The organism is Pseudomonas zanjanensis (assembly GCF_014268745.2).
GTDB lineage: Bacteria > Pseudomonadota > Gammaproteobacteria > Pseudomonadales > Pseudomonadaceae > Aquipseudomonas > Aquipseudomonas zanjanensis.
This window is the reverse complement of sequence record NZ_JABWRB020000005.1, coordinates 98485-117686: the sequence shown is the minus strand read 5'-3', so window position 1 is coordinate 117686 and position 19202 is coordinate 98485. Positions and strand designations below refer to the sequence as shown.

Annotated in this window: 16 protein-coding genes; 9 read left to right on the top strand and 7 right to left on the bottom strand. The window is 61.7% G+C overall.

Annotation, left to right across the window (positions count from 1 at the left end; translation table 11 throughout):
• Positions 1 to 4: 4 nt before the first annotated feature.
• The gene (locus HU715_RS24380) at positions 5 to 1399 is read right to left on the bottom strand and encodes a COG3014 family protein (protein ID WP_186706840.1); all 1395 of its coding nucleotides are present in this window, start codon (positions 1397 to 1399) and stop codon (positions 5 to 7) included.
• 316 nt (positions 1400 to 1715) lie between these two features.
• Here HU715_RS24380 and HU715_RS24375 point away from each other — a divergent pair, with 316 nt between their 5' ends.
• On the top strand, positions 1716 to 3614 hold the full coding sequence (locus HU715_RS24375) for an FTR1 family protein (RefSeq protein ID WP_186706839.1): 1899 nt from the start codon (positions 1716 to 1718) through the stop codon (positions 3612 to 3614).
• Between the two features lie 128 nt (positions 3615 to 3742).
• Complete coding sequence (locus tag HU715_RS24370; RefSeq protein WP_186706838.1) at positions 3743 to 4198, top strand: YaiI/YqxD family protein; 456 nt, start codon at positions 3743 to 3745, stop codon at positions 4196 to 4198.
• Between the two features lie 135 nt (positions 4199 to 4333).
• Here the strand turns inward: HU715_RS24370 and elbB are convergent, their stop codons facing one another.
• Positions 4334 to 5002, bottom strand: a complete 669-nt coding sequence (elbB, locus tag HU715_RS24365) for an isoprenoid biosynthesis glyoxalase ElbB (RefSeq protein WP_186706837.1) — start codon at positions 5000 to 5002, stop codon at positions 4334 to 4336.
• 124 nt (positions 5003 to 5126) lie between these two features.
• Between elbB and HU715_RS24360 the strand changes: the two genes are divergently transcribed.
• Positions 5127 to 6374 (top strand): sterol desaturase family protein, encoded by a 1248-nt coding sequence (locus HU715_RS24360; RefSeq protein WP_186706836.1) that lies wholly within the window; start codon positions 5127 to 5129, stop codon positions 6372 to 6374.
• Here HU715_RS24360 and HU715_RS24355 read toward each other — a convergent pair.
• Positions 6355 to 6978: a DedA family protein gene (locus tag HU715_RS24355; RefSeq protein ID WP_186706835.1), complete on the bottom strand. Its 624-nt coding sequence runs from the start codon at positions 6976 to 6978 to the stop codon at positions 6355 to 6357. The two genes, HU715_RS24360 and HU715_RS24355, sit on opposite strands and share 20 nt — an antisense overlap.
• 204 nt (positions 6979 to 7182) lie before the next feature.
• Between HU715_RS24355 and hemB the strand changes: the two genes are divergently transcribed.
• The gene (gene hemB / locus HU715_RS24350) at positions 7183 to 8196 is read left to right on the top strand and encodes a porphobilinogen synthase (RefSeq protein WP_072405986.1); all 1014 of its coding nucleotides are present in this window, start codon (positions 7183 to 7185) and stop codon (positions 8194 to 8196) included.
• Positions 8197 to 8213: 17 nt separating this feature from the next.
• The gene (gene ppk1 / locus HU715_RS24345) at positions 8214 to 10430 is read left to right on the top strand and encodes a polyphosphate kinase 1 (RefSeq protein ID WP_186706834.1); all 2217 of its coding nucleotides are present in this window, start codon (positions 8214 to 8216) and stop codon (positions 10428 to 10430) included.
• A 179-nt stretch (positions 10431 to 10609) separates the two neighbouring features.
• Here ppk1 and ppx read toward each other — a convergent pair whose 3' ends face one another.
• Entirely contained in the window at positions 10610 to 12112 is a 1503-nt protein-coding gene (ppx, locus tag HU715_RS24340) for an exopolyphosphatase (protein ID WP_186706833.1), read from the bottom strand.
• Between the two features lie 378 nt (positions 12113 to 12490).
• Between ppx and HU715_RS24335 the strand changes: the two genes are divergently transcribed.
• From HU715_RS24335 to HU715_RS24320, 4 genes are all read left to right on the top strand, one after another.
• A complete protein-coding gene (locus HU715_RS24335; protein WP_186706832.1) occupies positions 12491 to 13147 on the top strand; it encodes a DUF1120 domain-containing protein in 657 nt (218 codons plus the stop codon).
• Between the two features lie 196 nt (positions 13148 to 13343).
• Positions 13344 to 14042, top strand: a complete 699-nt coding sequence (locus HU715_RS24330) for a fimbria/pilus chaperone family protein (RefSeq protein ID WP_186706909.1) — start codon at positions 13344 to 13346, stop codon at positions 14040 to 14042.
• Between the two features lie 101 nt (positions 14043 to 14143).
• Positions 14144 to 16663 (top strand): fimbria/pilus outer membrane usher protein, encoded by a 2520-nt coding sequence (locus HU715_RS24325; RefSeq protein WP_189656230.1) that lies wholly within the window; start codon positions 14144 to 14146, stop codon positions 16661 to 16663.
• Positions 16638 to 17138, top strand: a complete 501-nt coding sequence (locus HU715_RS24320) for a DUF1120 domain-containing protein (RefSeq protein ID WP_186706831.1) — start codon at positions 16638 to 16640, stop codon at positions 17136 to 17138. Before HU715_RS24325 ends, HU715_RS24320 begins: the two co-directional genes overlap by 26 nt.
• 3 nt (positions 17139 to 17141) lie before the next feature.
• Here the strand turns inward: HU715_RS24320 and HU715_RS24315 are convergent, their stop codons facing one another.
• From HU715_RS24315 to HU715_RS24305, 3 genes are read right to left on the bottom strand one after another with little or no spacing between them, the layout of a single operon-like run.
• Positions 17142 to 17879, bottom strand: a complete 738-nt coding sequence (locus tag HU715_RS24315; RefSeq protein WP_186706830.1) for an amino acid ABC transporter ATP-binding protein — start codon at positions 17877 to 17879, stop codon at positions 17142 to 17144.
• Positions 17866 to 18516 (bottom strand): amino acid ABC transporter permease, encoded by a 651-nt coding sequence (locus HU715_RS24310; protein WP_186706829.1) that lies wholly within the window; start codon positions 18514 to 18516, stop codon positions 17866 to 17868. Before HU715_RS24310 ends, HU715_RS24315 begins: the two co-directional genes overlap by 14 nt.
• On the bottom strand, positions 18513 to 19181 hold the full coding sequence (locus HU715_RS24305) for an amino acid ABC transporter permease (RefSeq protein ID WP_053126440.1): 669 nt from the start codon (positions 19179 to 19181) through the stop codon (positions 18513 to 18515). Before HU715_RS24305 ends, HU715_RS24310 begins: the two co-directional genes overlap by 4 nt.
• Positions 19182 to 19202: the final 21 nt, after the last annotated feature.

Genomic DNA, 19202 nt, shown 5'->3' with positions numbered 1-19202 from the left:
GTTCTTAAGGTTGCTTGAGGGCAATGGCGGTCGGGTTGGCGCTTGGTATCACCTGGGCCGCCAAACCGCCGGCGAACACTTGGTTACCCACCGCCCGTAGCGTGATGACCTGGTAGCGCTGGTCGACGGTGACCTTGACCACCGAACCGCCCACCGCGCTTGGCAGGGTGACCTGGTGCTCGCCTTTCTTCAGGCGCAGGCGCACGACCTGGGTGTAGTCGGGCAGGGTGCGCCAGGTCCGGGTGTCGGCGCCTTCGAGTACCGCCGAGGTAAGACCCACGGCCAGGCCGGCCAGGGGGTTGGTTTCGTTGATCTGTTTTTGCGCCACGCCACGGGTGATGGCGCGCACGGTGGTGCGCAGGATGATGCCCGGCATGTCATCGCGCAGGGCTCGGCGCGACATGGCGGTGGTGCTGTTGAGCTGGGTCAGGTCCAACTGGCGGCCATCGACACCGATCTGGCCGAAGGTGGCTGTGGAGGTGTCAGGCTTGATCAGCGGGAACGACAACGGCGTGATGACCAGGTTGCCGCTGATCGGCAGCGGAAGGGGAATGCGGATCGAGTCCCGGGACGGCGCCAGGCCACTCTGCACCACGATCAGGATGTCGCTGTCATCGCTTTTGGCGGCAGGCTTGTCCAGGTCGCGCAGGGCCTGCTCCAGCAATGGCGTGTTGGGGCGCAGTTCGGCGGCCTTGCGATAGCCCGGCGCGGCCAGGTCCTTTTCACCCAGGGCTTCGTAGACGAAACCGGCCAGGTAGTGGCTGAACGCGCTTTGGTAACTGTTTTTGAGGCCGACGACTTCCGGGGCGTCGAGGCTGGCCACCGGGTAACCCTGGAGGTCCTTGTATTCGGTCCTGACCCCTTGTTTCTCGGCTTCTTCCTCGCGCTTGAGGTATTCCTTGTCCCGCAGGTCGGCAATCACCGCTTCGCGTTCGTGGGTCTTCTTGATCTGGGTCCGGGCGCCGTCGAAGTCATTCACCGCCAGCAGATTCAGGGCCATCTGCGTGGTCAGCATGACCTTTTCGTAATCGTAGCCTTCGTAGCGGCGGACTTTATCGTTGACCAGGAAGCTGCCGAACTGGGCCAGGTACTTGGCTGTGTCGAGCTTGACCGCATCCTCCCACTGGCCGACCTGCTGATCGGCGCTGTTCCAGGCGGTCTGGCTGCCGGACAAATCGCCCTTGGCACGCAGCAGCTCACCTTTCTCGAAGTAATACAGCAGGTCTTTGTCCTGACTGGAGTTGTTCTTTTCCAGCAGGGTCAACGCGCCGTCGACGTTGCCGGACGCCAGCTGCTGGTTGGTCTGGGCCAATTCGCTGTCGTAGTTGCGAAAGGCCGAGCAGCCGGACAACAAGGTGATCGCGCCAAGGGCGACCGAAAGAACGGCACGGGATGCCATGAACATTTTCTTCCCTGATAGCAGCCGGGGGTGTGCGGGCCGGGCTGGAGCGATCCCACGGACGAGCGTCGAAACGCTGTCGGTTCCTCATAAAAAGAGGAGCTTTTATGCCATCGAATGATAAGAAGGCCGCGGGATTATAAACATGGCGCTTGGCTATGTAATGGCTTTTCAATTGCGAAATGCTGTTTTTGTGACATCACCTCCAAAGCATGAAAATCCGATGAAAATCGGCTCCCCAGGCACATCCGCCCTTGAGCCAAAGCCATTGGAAGTGAACAATGTGTTACTTCTTATTACCAACCGAGAGTCATTCATGACTGCGCCGTTCCGTTTGCTGGCCTGGCTTGTATTGCCATTGCTTGCGCTGTGCAGCACTTCGCTGCTGGCCGACACCCTCGAAAGCGCCCCCCAGGCGCTGCATTTATTGGATTACATCGGGGCGGATTACCCGGCTACGGTCGAGGCGGGCAAGGTCATCGACGAGGCGGAGTACCGCGAGCAGTTGGAGTTCACCCAGGCGCTGGAAGGGTTGATCGTCGGGTTGCCGGCCAAACCGGAAAAGGCTGAGCTGGTCCAGGGCCTCGGCGCCTTGCGCACGGCGATCACCCAGCGCCAGGACGGCGGCGAAGTCGCCCGCCTGGCGCGGCAGCTGGGGGCCAAGCTGGCGGTGGCATATGAAGTCAGCCAAGCGCCGGTCATCACTCCCGATCCCATTCGCGGTGCGCCGTTGTATGCGCAGAATTGTTCGGTGTGCCACGGTGCCAGCGGTGCCGGCGACGGTCCTGCCGGTGTTGGCCTGGAACCGCCGCCCGCCAACTTGCGGGACGCCCAGCGCCTGGATCGCCTGAGCCTCTATGGGATCTACAACACCCTCGGCATGGGCATCGAAGGCACCGACATGCCGGCTTTCGCCGATCAGCTCGACGACCGTCAACGCTGGGACCTGGCGACCTACATCGCCAGCTTCAGCGCCGACCCGGCCGCGGCCAAAAGTGAACAAGTCTTTAACCTCGCTGACCTGGCGCGCCAGACCCCGGGCGAAGTCCTCGCCGCGCAAGGCCCGGCGGCGGCGGCGACATTCCGCGCCCAGCGCGCCCAGCCGCCACAGGTGCAACGTGGCCCGGCGCAGTTGCTCGACTACACGGCCGCTACCCTGGACAAAAGCATCGCGGCGTATCGCGCCGGTGACCATGACCAGGCCTACGACCTGTCGGTCGCGGCTTATCTGGAAGGTTTCGAGCTGGTGGAAAGCTCGCTGGACAATGTCGATGCCAACGTGCGCAAAGACACCGAAAAGGCCCTGATGGCCTACCGTCAGTCGCTGCAGGACGGTCTGCCGGTGGAGCAGGCCGAACAGCGCCTGGACGCGGCCAAGGCCAAGTTGAAAGCGTCCGCCGACTTGCTGGGCGGCGATGGCTTGAGCTGGTCGCTGAGCTACATCTCCGGCTTGCTGATCCTGCTGCGTGAAGGGTTGGAAGCGATCCTGGTGCTGGCGGCAATCCTGGCATTCCTGCGCAACACCGGCCAGCAGTCGGCGGTGCGCAGCGTCAACGTCGGTTGGGGCCTGGCGCTGCTGGCCGGCCTGGCGACCTGGGGCCTGGCGGCGTATGTGATCGACGTCAGCGGTGCCCAGCGCGAGTTGCTCGAAGGCGCGACGGCGTTGTTCGCCAGCGTGATGGTGCTGTGGCTGGGTGTCTGGATGCACGACCGTCGCCACGCAGCGGCCTGGCAGGATTACATCAAGAGCAGCCTGGTGGGCGGCGGTGGTCGTTTTGGTTTTGCGATCCTGGCGTTCTTCTCGGTCTATCGCGAACTGTTCGAAGTGATCCTGTTCTACGAAACCCTGTGGCTGCAAGCGGGCCCTGCCGGGCACAACGCGGTGCTGGCCGGCGGTGCGACGGCGCTGGTGTTGCTGGTGGGGTTGGCCTGGGTGATCCTGCGCGGCTCGGCGAAACTGCCGCTGGCGCTGTTCTTCAGTATCAACGCCGCGTTGCTGTGCGCGCTGTCGGTGGTGTTCGCCGGTCATGGCGTGAAGGCGTTGCAGGAAGCCGGGATCTTCGGCACCCATCCGGTGGCGTTCTTCGACTTCGACTGGCTGGGCATTCATGCCGATGCCTATTCGCTGGCCGCCCAAGTGGTGGCGATCGTGGCGATCGTGGTGCTGTATGGGCGCAGCTGGGTGGCGGAGAAGCGTCGGGTGCAGGTTTCCTGAAAAGCATTCGCTGCGCTCATGATCGCGAGCAAGCTTTGCTCCCACACAAGCCTTGCTCCCACAGCCAGCACTTACCTGTGGGAGCAAGGCTTGCCCGCGATGCTTTTTAATTTAGAGGAAACCACTCAATGCGCGTATGGATCGACGCCGACGCCTGTCCCAAGGCGGCGAAGGAACTGGTGGTCAAGTTCGCCTTGAAGCGCCGGTTCGAGGTGGTGCTGGTGGCTGGCCAACCGCAGATCAAGCCGGCCCTGGCCTGTGTGAAATTGATCGTGGTGCCCAGCGGCCCTGACGCGGCGGACGATTACCTGGTGGAGCACGCCGTGCCGGGTGAGCTGGTGATCTGCAGCGATGTGCCCTTGGCCGACCGGTTGGTAAAGAGGGGCGTCGCCGCCCTGGACCCGCGGGGCAAGGAGTTCGACGCGCAAAACATGGGCGAGCGCCTGGCGGTGCGCAACCTGTTCACCGATTTGCGTGAGCAGGGGCATATGGGTGGCGGCCCGGCGGCGTACAGCGAGCGGGACAAGCAAGGGTTTGCCAATGCGCTGGATCGGATCCTGACTCGGTTGACTCGAGTTTCCTGAGTCTTGCCTCAATTCCCTTGTGGGAGCGGGCTTGCTCGCGAAGGCGTAGGTTCAGTTGGCTCATCGATGACTGACACACCGCATTCGCGAGCAAGCCCGCTCCCACAGGAAGGAAGTTCAGGAGCGGTTGCGGGGTCAGGCGTCGTTCTCGTGCGTCAATTCCAACACCCGGTCCACCAGCTTGTTGATGCCCGAAGCCGCTTCGCTGATGTTCTGCGCCAGCATGTAGGCCGGCGTGCTGACCAGTTTGCGCGCGCGGTCCTCGACGATGTCGGTCACCGCGCAGTCTTCGTGGGTGCCGCCCATTTTGCTCACGGCTGCCGCCGTATCCGGGTCGTTGCCGATGGTGCAGGTCACCCCCGGGCCATAGATTTTTGCTGCCAGGGCCGGGGAGATGCAGATCAGCCCCACCGGTTTACCGGCCTCGGCAAAGGCTTCGGTCAAGGCCAGGACTTCTGGCTGGACCGTGCAGCCGGCGCCCTCGACGGCAAAGTTGGAGAGGTTTTTCGCCGAGCCAAAACCACCGGGTACGATCAGCGCATCGAAATCGTCGACGTTGGCGTCACGCAAATCCTTCACGTTGCCCCGGGCGATCCGCGCGGACTCCACCAACACGTTGCGGCTCTCGGGCATTTCCTCGCCGGTCAGGTGATTGATCACATGCAACTGGGCAATGTTGGGGGCGAAGCACTGGACCTGCGCCCCGCGCTGATCGAGGCGCAGCAAGGTGATCACGCTTTCGTGGATCTCGGCGCCGTCATACACGCCACAGCCGGAAAGGATCACTGCAATTTTTTTGCTCATGGGCTTTTTCTCCAGATTCATGGCGTTAAATGTCTACTAATTTGTCACTCGTTGCCATAGGGGGATCGGGCAGCTACACCTAACCTGCCGGTTATCTCCCTGCCTCGCCTGCCCGGGTTGCGTCATGAACTTCATCCTGTATGCAGTGCCGTTCTTCTTTGTGCTGATTGCCGTCGAGTTGTTGGCCGATCGCTGGCGGGGCGTGAGCCACTACCGCGTGGCAGACGCGATCAACAGCGTGAGCACCGGCGTGCTGTCGACCACCACCGGCCTGCTGACCAAAGGCGTGGGACTGGTGACCTATGCCTTTGCATTGAAGCACCTGGCCGTCATCGAGCTCCCTGCCGACCGGGCCTGGACCTGGGTGTTTGCCTTTGTGCTCTACGACTTCTGCTATTACTGGCTGCACCGCATGGGCCATGAGCGCAACATCCTCTGGGCCGCCCATTCGGTGCACCACCAGAGCGAGGACTACAACCTGTCCACCGCGTTGCGCCAGACCAGCACCGGCTTCCTGTTGAGCTGGGTCTTCTACGTCCCGCTCGCCGTATTGGGCGTGCCGTTGGTGGTCTTCGTCAGCGTTGCGGCGTTGAATCTGCTGTACCAGTTCTGGGTCCACACCCAGCACATTCCCAAGCTCGGCTGGCTGGAGTGGTGTTTCGTGACGCCGTCCAATCATCGTGCCCACCATGCACAGAACCCTCTCTACATGGATCGCAACTACGGCGGGGTGTTCATTATTTGGGACCGTCTGTTTGGCACCTTCCAGGAAGAAGACGATAACGAGCCGGTGATTTTTGGCGTGACCACGCCGCTGGCGAGTTGGAATCCGTTGTGGGCCAACCTGCAGTTCTATGCCCAGCTGTGGGCCGATGCGCGGCGAGCGGGGCGCTGGTGGGACAAGCTGCGAATCTGGTTCATGCCCACCGGTTGGCGTCCGGCGGATGTCGCGGCCCGGTACCCGCTGAACAAGCCGGACTTGAGCAAATTCCGCAAATTCGAAGTGCCGCTGGACCCGCGCCAGCAGTGGTACGCAGGGCTGCAGTTCGGCGTCTACATTGCCTTGGGCAGTTATTTGATGAACCTTGAAGGCAGCCTGCCGGTCGCCGCCCTGGTGCTGGGTTGGGGCGCGGTGGCGTTCGGTCTGTTCGTGTTGGGCGTGGCCCTGGAGAATCGCCCGTGGGCGCTGAAGCTGGAGCTGTTGCGGCTGGCGTCGAACCTACCGCTGGTATGGCTGGCGCCCTTGGCCGGGTTGTGGCCGGCCAGCGCTGTGATGAGCCATGGGGCCTGGGTCGGGCTGCTCAGCTACAGCCTGCTCAGCGGCATCGGGCTGTACTGCTGCCGCAGCCGGTTTACTCGGTTGGCGTCGTAGGCTCGGCAGACTTGGCTTGTTCGAGTCGCTCGGCTTCGAGGACTTTCTTGGCCAGCCGCGCATTCTTGATGCGCCGGCGCAGCCACAGGACCAGGCCCAGCACCAGCAACGCGCCGAGCACCCACAGTTCGTATTTCTTGATGCTACCCAGCATGCCTTCCAGCACCGCGCCGAAGTGGTACGCGGCGGCGGCCAGGGCCGTGGCCCAGATTGCCGCGCCGATGCCGTTGAGCAGCAGGTAGCGGCCCGGCGGGTAGCCTGACAGGCCGATGGCCACCGGCATCACCGTGCGCAGGCCGTAGACGAAGCGGAAACTCAGGACCCAGATGTCCGGATGCCGGCGGATGTGCTCCAACGCGCGATCGCCCATCAACTGCCAGCGCGGCTTGCGCGCCAAGAGCTTGCGGCCGTGCTTGCGCCCCAGGAAATACCACAGCTGATCGCCCGCGTAGCTGCCGCAGAACGCCACGACGACCACCAGGTTGATGTCCATGTAGCCACGGAACGCCAGGAAGCCTGCGAGCACGAGGATGGTTTCGCCTTCGAAGAACGTGCCGATAAACAAGGCCAAGTAGCCGAAGTCATGCAGAAATTGTTGGAGCATTGTCTGGGTGCTGGCGAAATGAACGCGCAGCCTAACCCTTCGGACACATTCAGGAAAGTATCGAAATGTGTCTCGACGTGAACAATTCCTACAGAAGACAATGACTGCGACTACCGGTCGCGCTTTCGCACAACTGTCATGCGTTCGTCATAATGGCCGCTTATAACTGTCACGCTCGCCCGTCTGCGGGCTCAGGAGTCTGCCGTGAGCTTTACCCCCGCCAATCGTCTGTTCCCTGCTACCCGTCTGCGTCGCAACCGCCGTGATGAGTTCTCTCGTCGGCTGGTGCGTGAAAACGTGCTGACCACCGATGACCTGATCCTGCCGGTGTTCGTGTTGGACGGTGAGAACCGTCGCGAGGCGGTGGCGTCGATGCCCGGGGTGGAACGCCTGACCATCGACCTGCTGCTCGAAGAAGCCGCCCACTGGGTCGAGCTGGGCATTCCGGCGCTGGCCCTGTTCCCGGTCACGCCGCCGGCGCTCAAGTCCCTGGACGCCGCCGAAGCCTGGAACCCGGAGGGCATTGCCCAACGTGCGACCCGCGCCCTGCGCGCGCGCTTCCCGGAGCTGGGGGTGATCACCGACGTGGCGCTGGACCCGTTCACCACCCACGGGCAGGACGGTATCCTCGACGAAGAAGGCTACGTGCAGAACGACATTACCGTCGATGCGCTGGTCCGGCAGGCGTTGTCCCATGCCGAGGCCGGTGCCCAGGTGGTAGCGCCGTCGGACATGATGGACGGGCGCATCCAGGCGATCCGCGAAGCCCTCGAGGTCGCCGGTCACGTCAATGTGCGGATCATGGCCTACTCGGCCAAGTACGCCAGCGCCTATTACGGCCCGTTCCGCGATGCGGTCGGCTCGGCGCTGAACCTGGGCAAGGCCAACAAGGCCTCTTATCAGATGGACCCAGCCAACAGTCAGGAAGCCTTGCACGAAGTGGCGGCTGACTTGTCAGAAGGGGCAGACATGGTCATGGTCAAGCCTGGCATGCCCTACCTCGACATTCTTTGCCGGGTCAAAGACGAATTCAAAGTGCCGACCTTTGTTTATCAGGTCAGCGGCGAGTACGCCATGCACATGGCCGCGATCCAGAACGGTTGGTTGGGCGAAGGGGTGATCCTGGAGTCCTTGACCGCTTTCAAACGCGCAGGCGCTGATGGCATCCTGACTTACTTTGCCGTGCGCGCCGCCCAATTGTTACGAGAGCAGAAATAGCCTCCCAGGAACTTGCGATGAATACCGAAGGACTCACAGAAGTTGCCGTAAAAGACGCTCAACCCGTGGTCGAGCAAGTCGCCGAGACACCGCCGGAGCTGGAGCCCGCTCCCCCGGCTGTGGTCGAGCCCGCCCCGGCCCCGGCGATTGCCATTCCGAACCTGGATGACAGCAGCCTGTACATCCATCGCGAGCTGTCGCAACTGCAGTTCAACATCCGCGTGCTGGAGCAGGCCCTGGACGAGTCCTATCCGCTGCTGGAGCGGTTGAAGTTCCTGCTGATCTTTTCCAGCAACCTGGACGAGTTTTTCGAAATCCGTGTGGCCGGCCTGAAGAAGCAGATCACCTTCGCCCGTGAACAGGCCGGCGCCGACGGCCTGCAACCGCACCAGGCCTTGGCGCGCATCAGCGAACTGGTCCACGGTCATGTGGACCGGCAGTACGCAATCCTCAACGACATCCTGTTGCCGGAGCTGGAAAAGCACCAGGTGCGCTTCATCCGCCGGCGCAACTGGAACACCAAGATCAAGACTTGGGTGCGCCGCTATTTCCGCGACGAGATCGCACCGATCATCACGCCGATCGGCCTCGATCCGACGCACCCGTTCCCGCTGCTGGTCAACAAGAGCCTGAACTTCATCGTCGAGCTGGAAGGCATCGACGCCTTCGGTCGCGATTCCGGCCTGGCGATCATCCCGGCGCCGCGCCTGTTGCCGCGCATCATCCGTGTGCCGGAAGACGTCGGCGGCCCCGGGGACAATTATGTGTTCCTGTCGTCGATGATCCACGCCCACGCCGATGACCTGTTCCAGGGCATGAAAGTGAAGGGTTGCTACCAGTTCCGCCTGACCCGTAACGCCGACCTGTCGGTGGACACCGAGGACGTCGAAGACCTCGCTCGCGCCCTGCGCGGCGAGCTGTTCTCCCGTCGCTACGGCGATGCGGTGCGCCTGGAGGTGGCCGACACCTGCCCCAAACACCTGTCCGACTACCTGCTCAAGCAGTTCAACCTGCACGAGACCGAGCTGTACCAGGTCAACGGCCCGGTCAACCTGACCCGACTGTTCAGCATCACCGGCCTGGACAGCCACCCGGAACTGCAATACCTGCCGTTCACGCCGCAGATCCCGAAACTGCTGCAAAATAGCGAGAACATTTTCAGCGTGATCAGCAAGCAGGACATCCTCCTGTTGCACCCGTTCGAGTCGTTCACGCCGGTGGTCGACCTGCTGCGCCAGGCCGCCAAGGACCCGCACGTCCTGGCGGTGCGCCAGACCCTGTATCGCAGCGGCGCCAACTCGGAAATCGTCGATGCCCTGGTGGACGCCGCGCGAAACGGCAAGGAAGTCACGGCCGTGATCGAATTGCGCGCCCGCTTCGACGAGGAATCCAACCTGCAACTGGCCAGCCGCCTGCAAGCGGCCGGCGCGGTGGTGATCTACGGCGTGGTCGGCTTCAAGACCCACGCCAAGATGATGCTCATCCTGCGCCGTGAAGCCGGCGAGATCGTGCGTTACGCCCACTTGGGCACCGGCAACTACCATGCCGCCAACGCCCGCCTGTACACCGACTACAGCCTGCTGACCTCCGACGATGCCTTGTGCGAAGACGTCGGCAAGTTGTTCAGCCAGTTGATCGGCATGGGCAAGACCCTGCGCATGAAGAAACTGCTGCATGCGCCGTTCACCCTGAAAAAGGGCATGCTCGACATGATCGCCCGGGAGACGCAGTTCGCCCTGGACGGCAAGCCGGCCCACATCATTGCCAAGTTCAACTCGCTGACCGATCCGAAGATCATCCGTGCGTTGTACAAGGCCAGCCAGTCGGGCGTGCGCATCGACCTGGTGGTGCGGGGCATGTGCTGCCTGCGGCCGGGCATTCCGGGGGTGTCCCACAATATCCACGTGCGCTCGATCATCGGGCGGTTCCTGGAACACACGCGGGTGTTCTACTTCCTCAACGGCGGTGAGGAGCAGATGTTCCTGTCCAGCGCCGACTGGATGGAGCGCAACCTCGACAAGCGGGTCGAGACCTGCTTCCCGGTGGAAGGCAAGAAGCTGATCCTGCGGGTCAAGAAGGAGCTGGAAAGCTACCTGACCGACAACACCCACAGCTGGAGCCTGCAGTCGGATGGCCGTTACATCCGCAACACGCCGACCGGCAACCAGAACCCGCGCAGCGCCCAGGCGACCTTGTTGGAGCGCTTGAGCAGCCCGGTGCTGGCGGTTCGTTAAAACTCGAAGGTCTGGGGGGCAGGCTTAGCTTTTGTGGCGAGGGAGCTTGCTCCCGCTGGGCCGGTCCGACGCTTCGGGCGCAGCAGCCCCAACTCTTGGGAGGGCTTCGCCCTCCAGCGGGAGCAAGCTCCCTCGCCACAATGGATTGCAGTTGGGCCACTAGGGACTCCAGCAAGCAATCAGTGGATGTTCAACACAATCCCGACCCGCGTCAGCCATTCCGCTTCCTGGGCGAAGTCGGCCTGGGTCAGTTGGTTCTCTTCCAGCCAGCCGTCGGGAAACATCACGTCCAGCTGATCGCCGTCGGCATGCAGGGCCACTTGCGGCATTTCCTGGGTGCCACGGATGTGGTGGAAAAGGATCGCAAAACGCAGCAGCACGCACAGGCGAATCAGCTTGATGCCGTCGTCGCCGAACTCGGCGAATTTATCCTTGGGAATGTTGCGCCGATGGCCGCGTACCAATAGCGCGAGCATCTGCTGGTCTTCCCGGGAGAAACCCGCCAGGTCCGAGTGCTCGATCAGGTAGGCGCCGTGCTTGTGGTAGTGATAGTGGGCGATGTCCAGGCCCACTTCATGGACCTTGGCGGCCCAGCCCAGCAACTCACGCCAGACCCCGTCGTTAAGGTCCCAATCGTCGGCGACCTGGTCGAAGGCATGTAGCGCCTTGCGCTCGACCCGCACGGCTTGTTCCAGGTCGACGTGATAACGCTCCATGAGCGAGCCCAGGGTGCGTTCACGCACGTCTTCGTGATGATGCCGTCCCAGCAGGTCGTAAAGCACGCCTTCGCGCAGGGCGCCCTCGCAGTGGTCCATGCGTTGCAATTCGAGGGCGTCGAAAATCGCTTCGAGGATCGCCAGGCCCGCCGGGAAAATCGCCCGACGGTCGGGCTTGATGCCTTCGAAATCGATCTTGTCCGCCTCACCGAGCTTGAACACTCTGCGCTTGAGCCAGGCCAGGCCCTCGGCGTTGACTTCGCCAGTGCCGTGGCCACCCGCCTTGAGCGCCAGGCCGATGGCGCGGATGGTCCCCGAGGAGCCGATGGCTTCGTCCCAGGTCAGGCGATGCAGGGCGTGTTCGATGCTCATGATTTCCAGGCGCGCCGCCGTATAGGCCTGGGCATAGCGGGCCGGGGTGATCTTGCCGTCGCGGAAATAACGCTGGGTGTAGCTGACGCAGCCCATCTGCAGGCTTTCGCGCAGCAGCGGCTCGAAGCGCTGGCCGATGATGAACTCGGTACTGCCCCCACCGATGTCCGCCACCAGGCGCTTGCCCGGGGTGTCGGCCAAAGTATGGGAAACGCCCAGGTAGATCAGGCGGGCTTCTTCACGGCCGGAGATGACTTCCACCGGATGGCCGAGGATGGCTTCGGCGCGGCGGATGAACTCGCCACGGTTGCGCGCTTCGCGCAGGGCGTTGGTGCCGACGATCCGCACCGCGCCCAGGGGCATGCCGTTGATCAGTTGGGCGAACCGCTTGAGGCAATCGAGCCCGCGCTGGATGGATTCTTCGCTCAGTTGGCGTTCTTCATCGATGCCGGCGGCCAGTTGGACCTTCTCGCCGAGCCGCTCAAGGATGCGGATTTCTCCGTTCTGGGCCTTGGCGACGACCATGTGGAAGCTGTTGGAGCCCAGGTCGATGGCAGCGATCAGGGACAGATTCTTGGCTTGGGTATTCGGCATGGTTGAAGGATCTCGGTCGATAACCCAGCCATCGTGCCACGATCGACCGCCGCCGCCAACGGATGCCCGTGAGGTTCGGTTGCCGGCAGGCTTTTTTTGCGGGGAACAGTAAAGATATAACTTAGTGTGAAAGTTCTGTAAGAGGTATCTGTTGCTATATAGTTCGAAGCCATTTCCTACAATGATAGGTGATCTTTCTGGCTTATTTTTAAGGGAACTTAACCGAGACTTCCGTTCGGCAATTTCGCCGTGCTGTTAGTTGTTGCGACTGCTTCAGGTTCAGGAAGAAGGTTGTCTGCTGAGTTGGGCTGCTGGGATAAGGAATTCCCGGGCGTTGCATGAACGGCATCCCATTGATGCTAGTTGAGGAATCAAGAAATGAAAAAAATATTTGGATTGGCGGCAGTCAGTGTTCTCGCTCTGGCCTGCGCCAATGTTCAAGCGGCCGATTTGCAGGTAACGGGCAGTATCGTTCCTGGCAGTTGCTCGCTGAATATTCCTACGTTGGCGGTGGATTTCGGACGGATCACCCCGACTGAGTTGAGCCCTATTGATTACACCAGGCTGGGGGCGCGCAATACCGCTTTCAACATTACCTGTGATGGCCCTACGCTTGTTGGTTTGACCGCCTCGGATAACCGGGCGGCCAGCAGGAAACATGAGGCTATGGAGATTGTAGACCTTGAGCTTGCCGCGCCACTGAATAGTTTCGGCTTGGGTACGAATGCTAATGGCGACAAGATTGGCGCCTACGCTTTGTTTATCCGTAACTCCTCGATGGACGGGGGCACCAGTTCCCGCACCATTCTTAGTGGTAATGATGGAGCCAGCTGGTTTGGCGCCAAGGATTTCATGCGTAGTCTTCCACAGTACACCCTCTCGTGGGCTGCTACCGGGGACACGGGCCCATACATGCTGACAACGCTTTCTGGCGAGCTGGAAATCGAAGCCGTGATCAACAACACCACCGAGCTGGCGGTGCGAGACGATGTTCAAATCGATGGCAGTGCAACGCTGGAGCTGAAATACATCTGACGTCCATGCCGACCCCGCTTACGGGGTCGGTATTTTATTGAGCATTATTATTGGCTCTGTACCGCTGGCTGATATGGGTGGCGAACAAATATCACGTGTCAGGCAGCGGTTGTTTTCGAGTTTGAGTGTTCAAATTATATATATATCGCTCCATGAATTTTTATTCGTGGCGGGAGAGTGTGTCTTGAATTTTTTATTGAAACTTAAGTGTTTCCTGTGTGTGTCTCTGTGCCTGAATTTTATATTTTGCGGCGCGGCAATGGCCGCTGGCGTGCAGCCAGAAACCACGGTGGTCATTTATTACGAGGAAAATGGCGAAGCCACCATCAATCTCAAGAACACCGACGCCGGCCCGACACTGCTTCATTCAAAAGTTGAACACATACCGGAAGATGGCGAATTGTCCGTCATCGTGACGCCGCCAATCATGCGTGTCGATGCGGGCGAAACGCAGTTGATTCGTTTGATCGGAGTATTCAAGGAGCCGCTCAAGACCCAGCGGCTCAAGCGTGTCACGTTCGAGGGTATTCCGCAGAAGCCATCCAACGGCGGTGCCACGGTGGGCATCAACGTCCGGCACAACTTGCCGCTTATCATTCATCCCAAGGGCCTGGCTCGGCATTCGGCGCCCTGGGAGCTGCTGAAATGGAAAGTCGACGGGGAAAACCTGGCGGTGCAGAACGACAGCCCTTACGTGGTGCGGTTGTCTGACCGGGTACAGCTGAACCCCCCGAACACGTCGGTTGCCTTGCCTCGCACCTATATCCTGCCGGGCGAAACCCTGACGGCGCCATTCAAGGAGGCCGGCGCCACGGTGACCTCGGTGACGATCCAGCCCGCGACAGTATATGGGTTTGCCATCGGCAACTTCGACGCGCCGGTCGTGAGCCAATGATAACGGTCACGCAGGTCGCGCCATGTTCTAGGGTGCGCAACGGCGACCGTCGATTCGTTTGCGGATGGACCGGTAAAAAAAACCGCTGGGCGCACAAGCTGATGTTGTCCGCGCTGATCGGGTGCGGAACCGGTGGCCCGGTGCTCGCCCAAGGGCCTGGCAAGGCCAGCGAGACACTCGCGCAGTTCGACGCATCGATTCTCTCTTCCCGTGGGCTCGACCCTGGTGTGTCGGATTATTTTCGTTACGCGCCGCGTTTTCATGAGGGCACGCAGGTGGTGAATCTGCGGGTCAACGGCAATCAGCTTGGGTTGTCCGAGGCGCGATTCAATCGCGAGGGCGAGTTGTGTTTCACCCAGGCTCTTCTGGAAAAAGCTGGTTTGCGCGTCCCGGCCGCCACCGTCGACCAGGGAGAATGGAGCGAACCGGCGTGCCATGACTTTCTTGCCCAATATCCCAATACCGTCGTGAATCTACGCCCCAATCGCGAGGAGGTGGAACTGGTGGTCTCGAGCGAGGCGTTCCGCGCGCCGGAGTTGGATGAGGGAATGTTTTCCCGAGGCGGCTTGGCAGGTCTGCTCAATTACGATGTGCTGGGCCTGGAAAGCCAATCGCGATCAGGCGGTTCAAGCCGTTATTTTTCCCTGGCCACCGAAGCCGGCGTCAATCTGGGGGACTGGATTGTGCGCAGTCGCCAGCTCTACACATCGGTCAATGGGGTGCAACGCAGCGAGCATCTGTACGCCTATGCCCAGCGCGACGTATTGCCCTGGCAATCCACGTTCCAGGTGGGACAGCTCTCCAGTAACAGCCCGGTGTTCGGCGGCGTCCAGTTTTCCGGCCTGCAGTTTTTCCCCGACGGCGTAAAGCGTAGCGCGGGCGCCAATGGTGCAGTGGTGGAGGGGTTGGCTTTGAGCCAGTCCCGTGTGGAGGTTCGTCAGTCCGGTGCGTTGATCTACACCACGCTGGTTCCAGAGGGGCCATTCACCCTCAGCAATCTGCCCTTGCTCAACGGCACCAGCGATCTTGAAGTGAGCGTGATAGAGGAGAGTGGCGCAGAGCAGCGTTTTATTGTGCCGTCGGCGTCCTTCCGGGGCACGGCGCCTGCTCAGTCGGGCTATTACGTTTCCCTCGGCCAGGTGCGTGGGCCAAGCGAGAGCGAGGGGGAGCAACCTTTGCTGGCGATGGGGAGCGCAACCTGGGGCCTGGGGAAAAGCTCGGCGCTCAGTGCCGGCCTGGTGGGGACGTCGGATTATCAAGCGACGGGACTTGGGCTCGATACTCGACCTGTAGCGAACCTCGCGGTGGGCGCGCGCGGCAATGTTTCCCACGACAAGGCCAGCGGTGAATCCGGCGCGCGCAGAAGCCTTTCGTTGGGCACAGCGGTGGCCGACAGCGTTGACCTGACGCTCAGTGCCACCCGGCAAACGCCGGGTTACCGCGAAGTGTCAGAGATCCGCTACGGCGACAGGCAATCCGAACGGGATGATTTCCTGGGGTCGCGTTTCAAGAACCAATACACGGCCGGACTCAGTTGGTTCGACCCGGCGCTGGGTGGTTTCTCGGTGGGTTATTCGCAATCGTCGCAGTTCGACGACCAGAAATACGCCCACTGGCATGGCTCCTGGAGCAAGTCGTTCAAGCACGCGAGCGTGAGTGCCTATGTGGACTCGGCCGTGGGGGCCTCGAGCTCATCCAATGACGGCGTGTCGGTACGCCTGCAAGTCAGCGTACCGCTGGGCAAGGACCGGCGTGTTCGTTCCTCCCTCAGGCATCAGGGAAGCCGCTCCACCCTGACGGCTGCCTACACCGAGCGCGTCAACGAATACCTCAATTACGAGGTCGGCGCCGAACAGGGACTGAACCACCCGCAATCGCTGACGCGGGGCACTGTCAACGCCACGCCGCGCTATGCGCAGGTCGGGCTTGCGGCCAGCCAGGACCGCTTTAACACCAATTACAATGGCTACCTCAAAGGCGGCATCGTGGCCCATGAACAAGGGGTGACCTTTTCCCCTTACCGGGTCCAGGAAACGTTTGGTGTCGTTTCCCTCGAAGGTGTTCCGGGGGCCAGGATCAGCACGCCGCAGGGGCCGGTATGGACGGACGCCAAGGGGCGGGCGGTCATCGCCAGTTTGCCCGCCTACAACAACAGTCGCCTGGAAGTGGACACTCGATCATTGCCCAAGCGCGTGGATATCCAGAACGGCACCAAGATCCTGAGCGCTGGTCGTGGCTCGTTCAATGCCGTGGATTTCTCGGTGGTCAACGTACGCAGGGTGTTGCTGCATGCCCGGGATGAGGGCGGGCAGGCACTCCCGCACGGTGTCTCGGTACTGGCCGACAATGACGACTTCCTCACCAGCGTGGCGGGTGACGGCATGATTTTCATTGGCGATATCGGCGGGCAGCAGGCGCTGAAAGTAGCGCTGTCCAGCTCCAGGACCTGCCAGCTTCAATTCGATCTGACGGAAGACAATGATGAAGATCTCCCTTATGAAACCGCTTCTGCGGTATGCCTTGACCTTCAGCCAAATGAGGCCTTGGCGACTGCCGAGGAGCCTGAGCTGCCTGAGTTGCTTGATGGCGATGCTGATGCTGACGAGCCCAGCGAAGGCTGAGCAATGCAGCGTGTCGCTGAGCCAGGATCGGGTCGATTACGGCCGCCTGCACCGGGGCGAACTGCTGGTTGAACAGCCGGGCAGGACAGAACTGGCGCTGGGCAAGCGAACCTTGAACCTGAGCGTGGTCTGCCCCCAGCCTACCGCGATGGCTTTGCGCTTCGACGCCCCTGGGGTCGGCGCCGAAGCCTTCAGCCTTGGGCTGCAGGGCAGTTTCACGCTGAGTCTCAGACAGCCTCGCGTCGATGGGCAGGCTGTCGAATTGTTCCAGGGGCGTGCGCGCTCCCTGGAGCAGGCCAGCCGCTTGTTGCCTGGCCAGACATTGGTTGCCAGGCAGGGCGGTGCGCCTGTCCTGGGGCGCATGTTTTCCGCGCAAGTGGAGGTCGACACCTACTTGCCGGCGAACGCGACCCGGGTTCGCGAGGAGGTGTCGATCGAGGGTCGCGGGCGCTTCGAGCTGGTATCCGCCAACTGAAAATCACGCCACCGATTCGACAGTCCCGATAAAATTCGCCAGCTCCGCAGTCTGCGGATTGGCGAACAACACCTTGGGATCGCCCACCTCATGCACCTTGCCCTGGTGCATGAACACCAGTTTGTCGCCGACTTCCCGGGCAAACCGCATTTCATGGGTGACCATGATCAGCGTCATGCCTTCCTTGGCCAGTTGTCGCACCACGCTGAGCACTTCGTTGACCAGTTCCGGGTCCAGGGCCGAAGTGATTTCGTCGCACAGCAGCACTTTCGGCGACATCGCCAGGGCGCGGGCAATCGCCACCCGTTGCTGTTGGCCGCCGGACAAGCGGTCGGGGAACGCATCGAATTTCTCGCCCAGCCCGACCCGTTCCAGCATCTGCCGCGCCAGCTCGGCCGCCTTGGCCTTGGGCACTTTTTGCACAACTTGCGGCGCGAGCATGACGTTCTCGCCGACAGTCAGGTGCGGGAACAGGTTGAACTGCTGGAACACCATCCCGACTTTCTGCCGCAGGCTGCGCAGGTCGGCGCGGGCCGCATCGAGGTATTCGCCGTCGACTTCGATCACGCCATCGTTGATCGACTCCAGGCCATTGAGGGTGCGCAGCAAGGTGGATTTGCCCGAGCCGCTGCGGCCGATGATCGCCACCACCTGGCCTTCCTCGACACTCAGGTCGATGCCTTTGAGCACGTGATGATCGCCGTAGTATTTATGCAGGGCGGTAATTCTAAGCAGAGGCATGCAGTCTCCTTTCCAGGTAGCGCGCACTGAGGGACAAGGGGTAGCAGAGCAGGAAGTAACCGAGGGCGACCAGGCCATAGACCATGAACGGCTCGAACGTGGCGTTGGCGAGCATGCCGCCGGTCTTGGTCAGTTCGGTAAAGCCGATGATCGACGTGACAGCCGTACCTTTGACCACCTGCACGGAAAAGCCCACGGTCGGCGCCACGGCGATGCGCAGGGCCTGGGGCAGGATCACGTAGCGCAACTGTTCGAGCGGGTTGAGGGCCAGGCTTGCGGAGGCTTCCCACTGGCCATCGGGAATCGAGTCGACACAACCGCGCCAGATCTCCGCCAGGTAGGCGCTGGTAAACAGCGTCAGGGCAATCGCCGCCGCCATCCACGGTGAAATCTCCACCCCGGCCAGGGCCACGCCGAAGAACACCAGGAATAGCTGCATCAACAGCGGTGTGCCTTGGAACAGCTCGATGTAGGTACGGGCGATGTTGCGGGGCAGGGCGCGTTTGGAGATGCGCAGCACCATGATCAGCAAACCGATCACGCCACCGCCGATAAACGCCACCAGCGACAGCGCCAGGGTCCATTGCAGGCCGGTGAGCAGGTTGCGCACCACGTCCCAGAAAGTGAAATCGCTCATTGGCTGCTCCTGGCAATGTAGCGACGCCCGACCCAATTGAGGAACTGGCGGATCAACAGCGCCATGCACAAATAGATCAGCGTGGTCAGCGCGTACGTTTCGAACGCGCGGAAGTTGCGCGACTGGATGAAGTTGGCGGCAAAGCTCAACTCTTCGGTGGCGATCTGCGAACAGACCGCCGAGCCGAGCATCACGATGATGATCTGGCTGCTCAAGGCCGGCCAGACCTTGCCCAGTGCCGGCAACAGCACCACATGACGGAACGCCTCGAAGCGGCTCATTGCCAGGGCCGCGGCGGCTTCCAGTTGCCCCCGTGGGATCGCCTGGATGCCGGCACGGATGATCTCGGTGGAGTAGGCGCCAAGGTTGATCACCATCGCCAATACTGCGGCCTGCCATTCGGAAATCTGCAGGCCCAGGGACGGCAAGCCGAAGAAGATGAAAAACAGCTGCACCAGGAACGGCGTGTTGCGGATCAACTCCACGTACACGCCGAAGATCGCCGCGAACGGGCGAATGTTCCACGCCCGCACCACGGCCCCGACGATGCCCAGGCTGACCCCGAGCAACGTGCCGATGGCCGTCAGTTCCAGGGTGAACAGCGCACCGCGCAACAGCAGCTCGGTGTTTTGCACCACCGGTAGAAAATCGAACTGATAAGCCATGCTCAGCCTCTCAAGCGACGG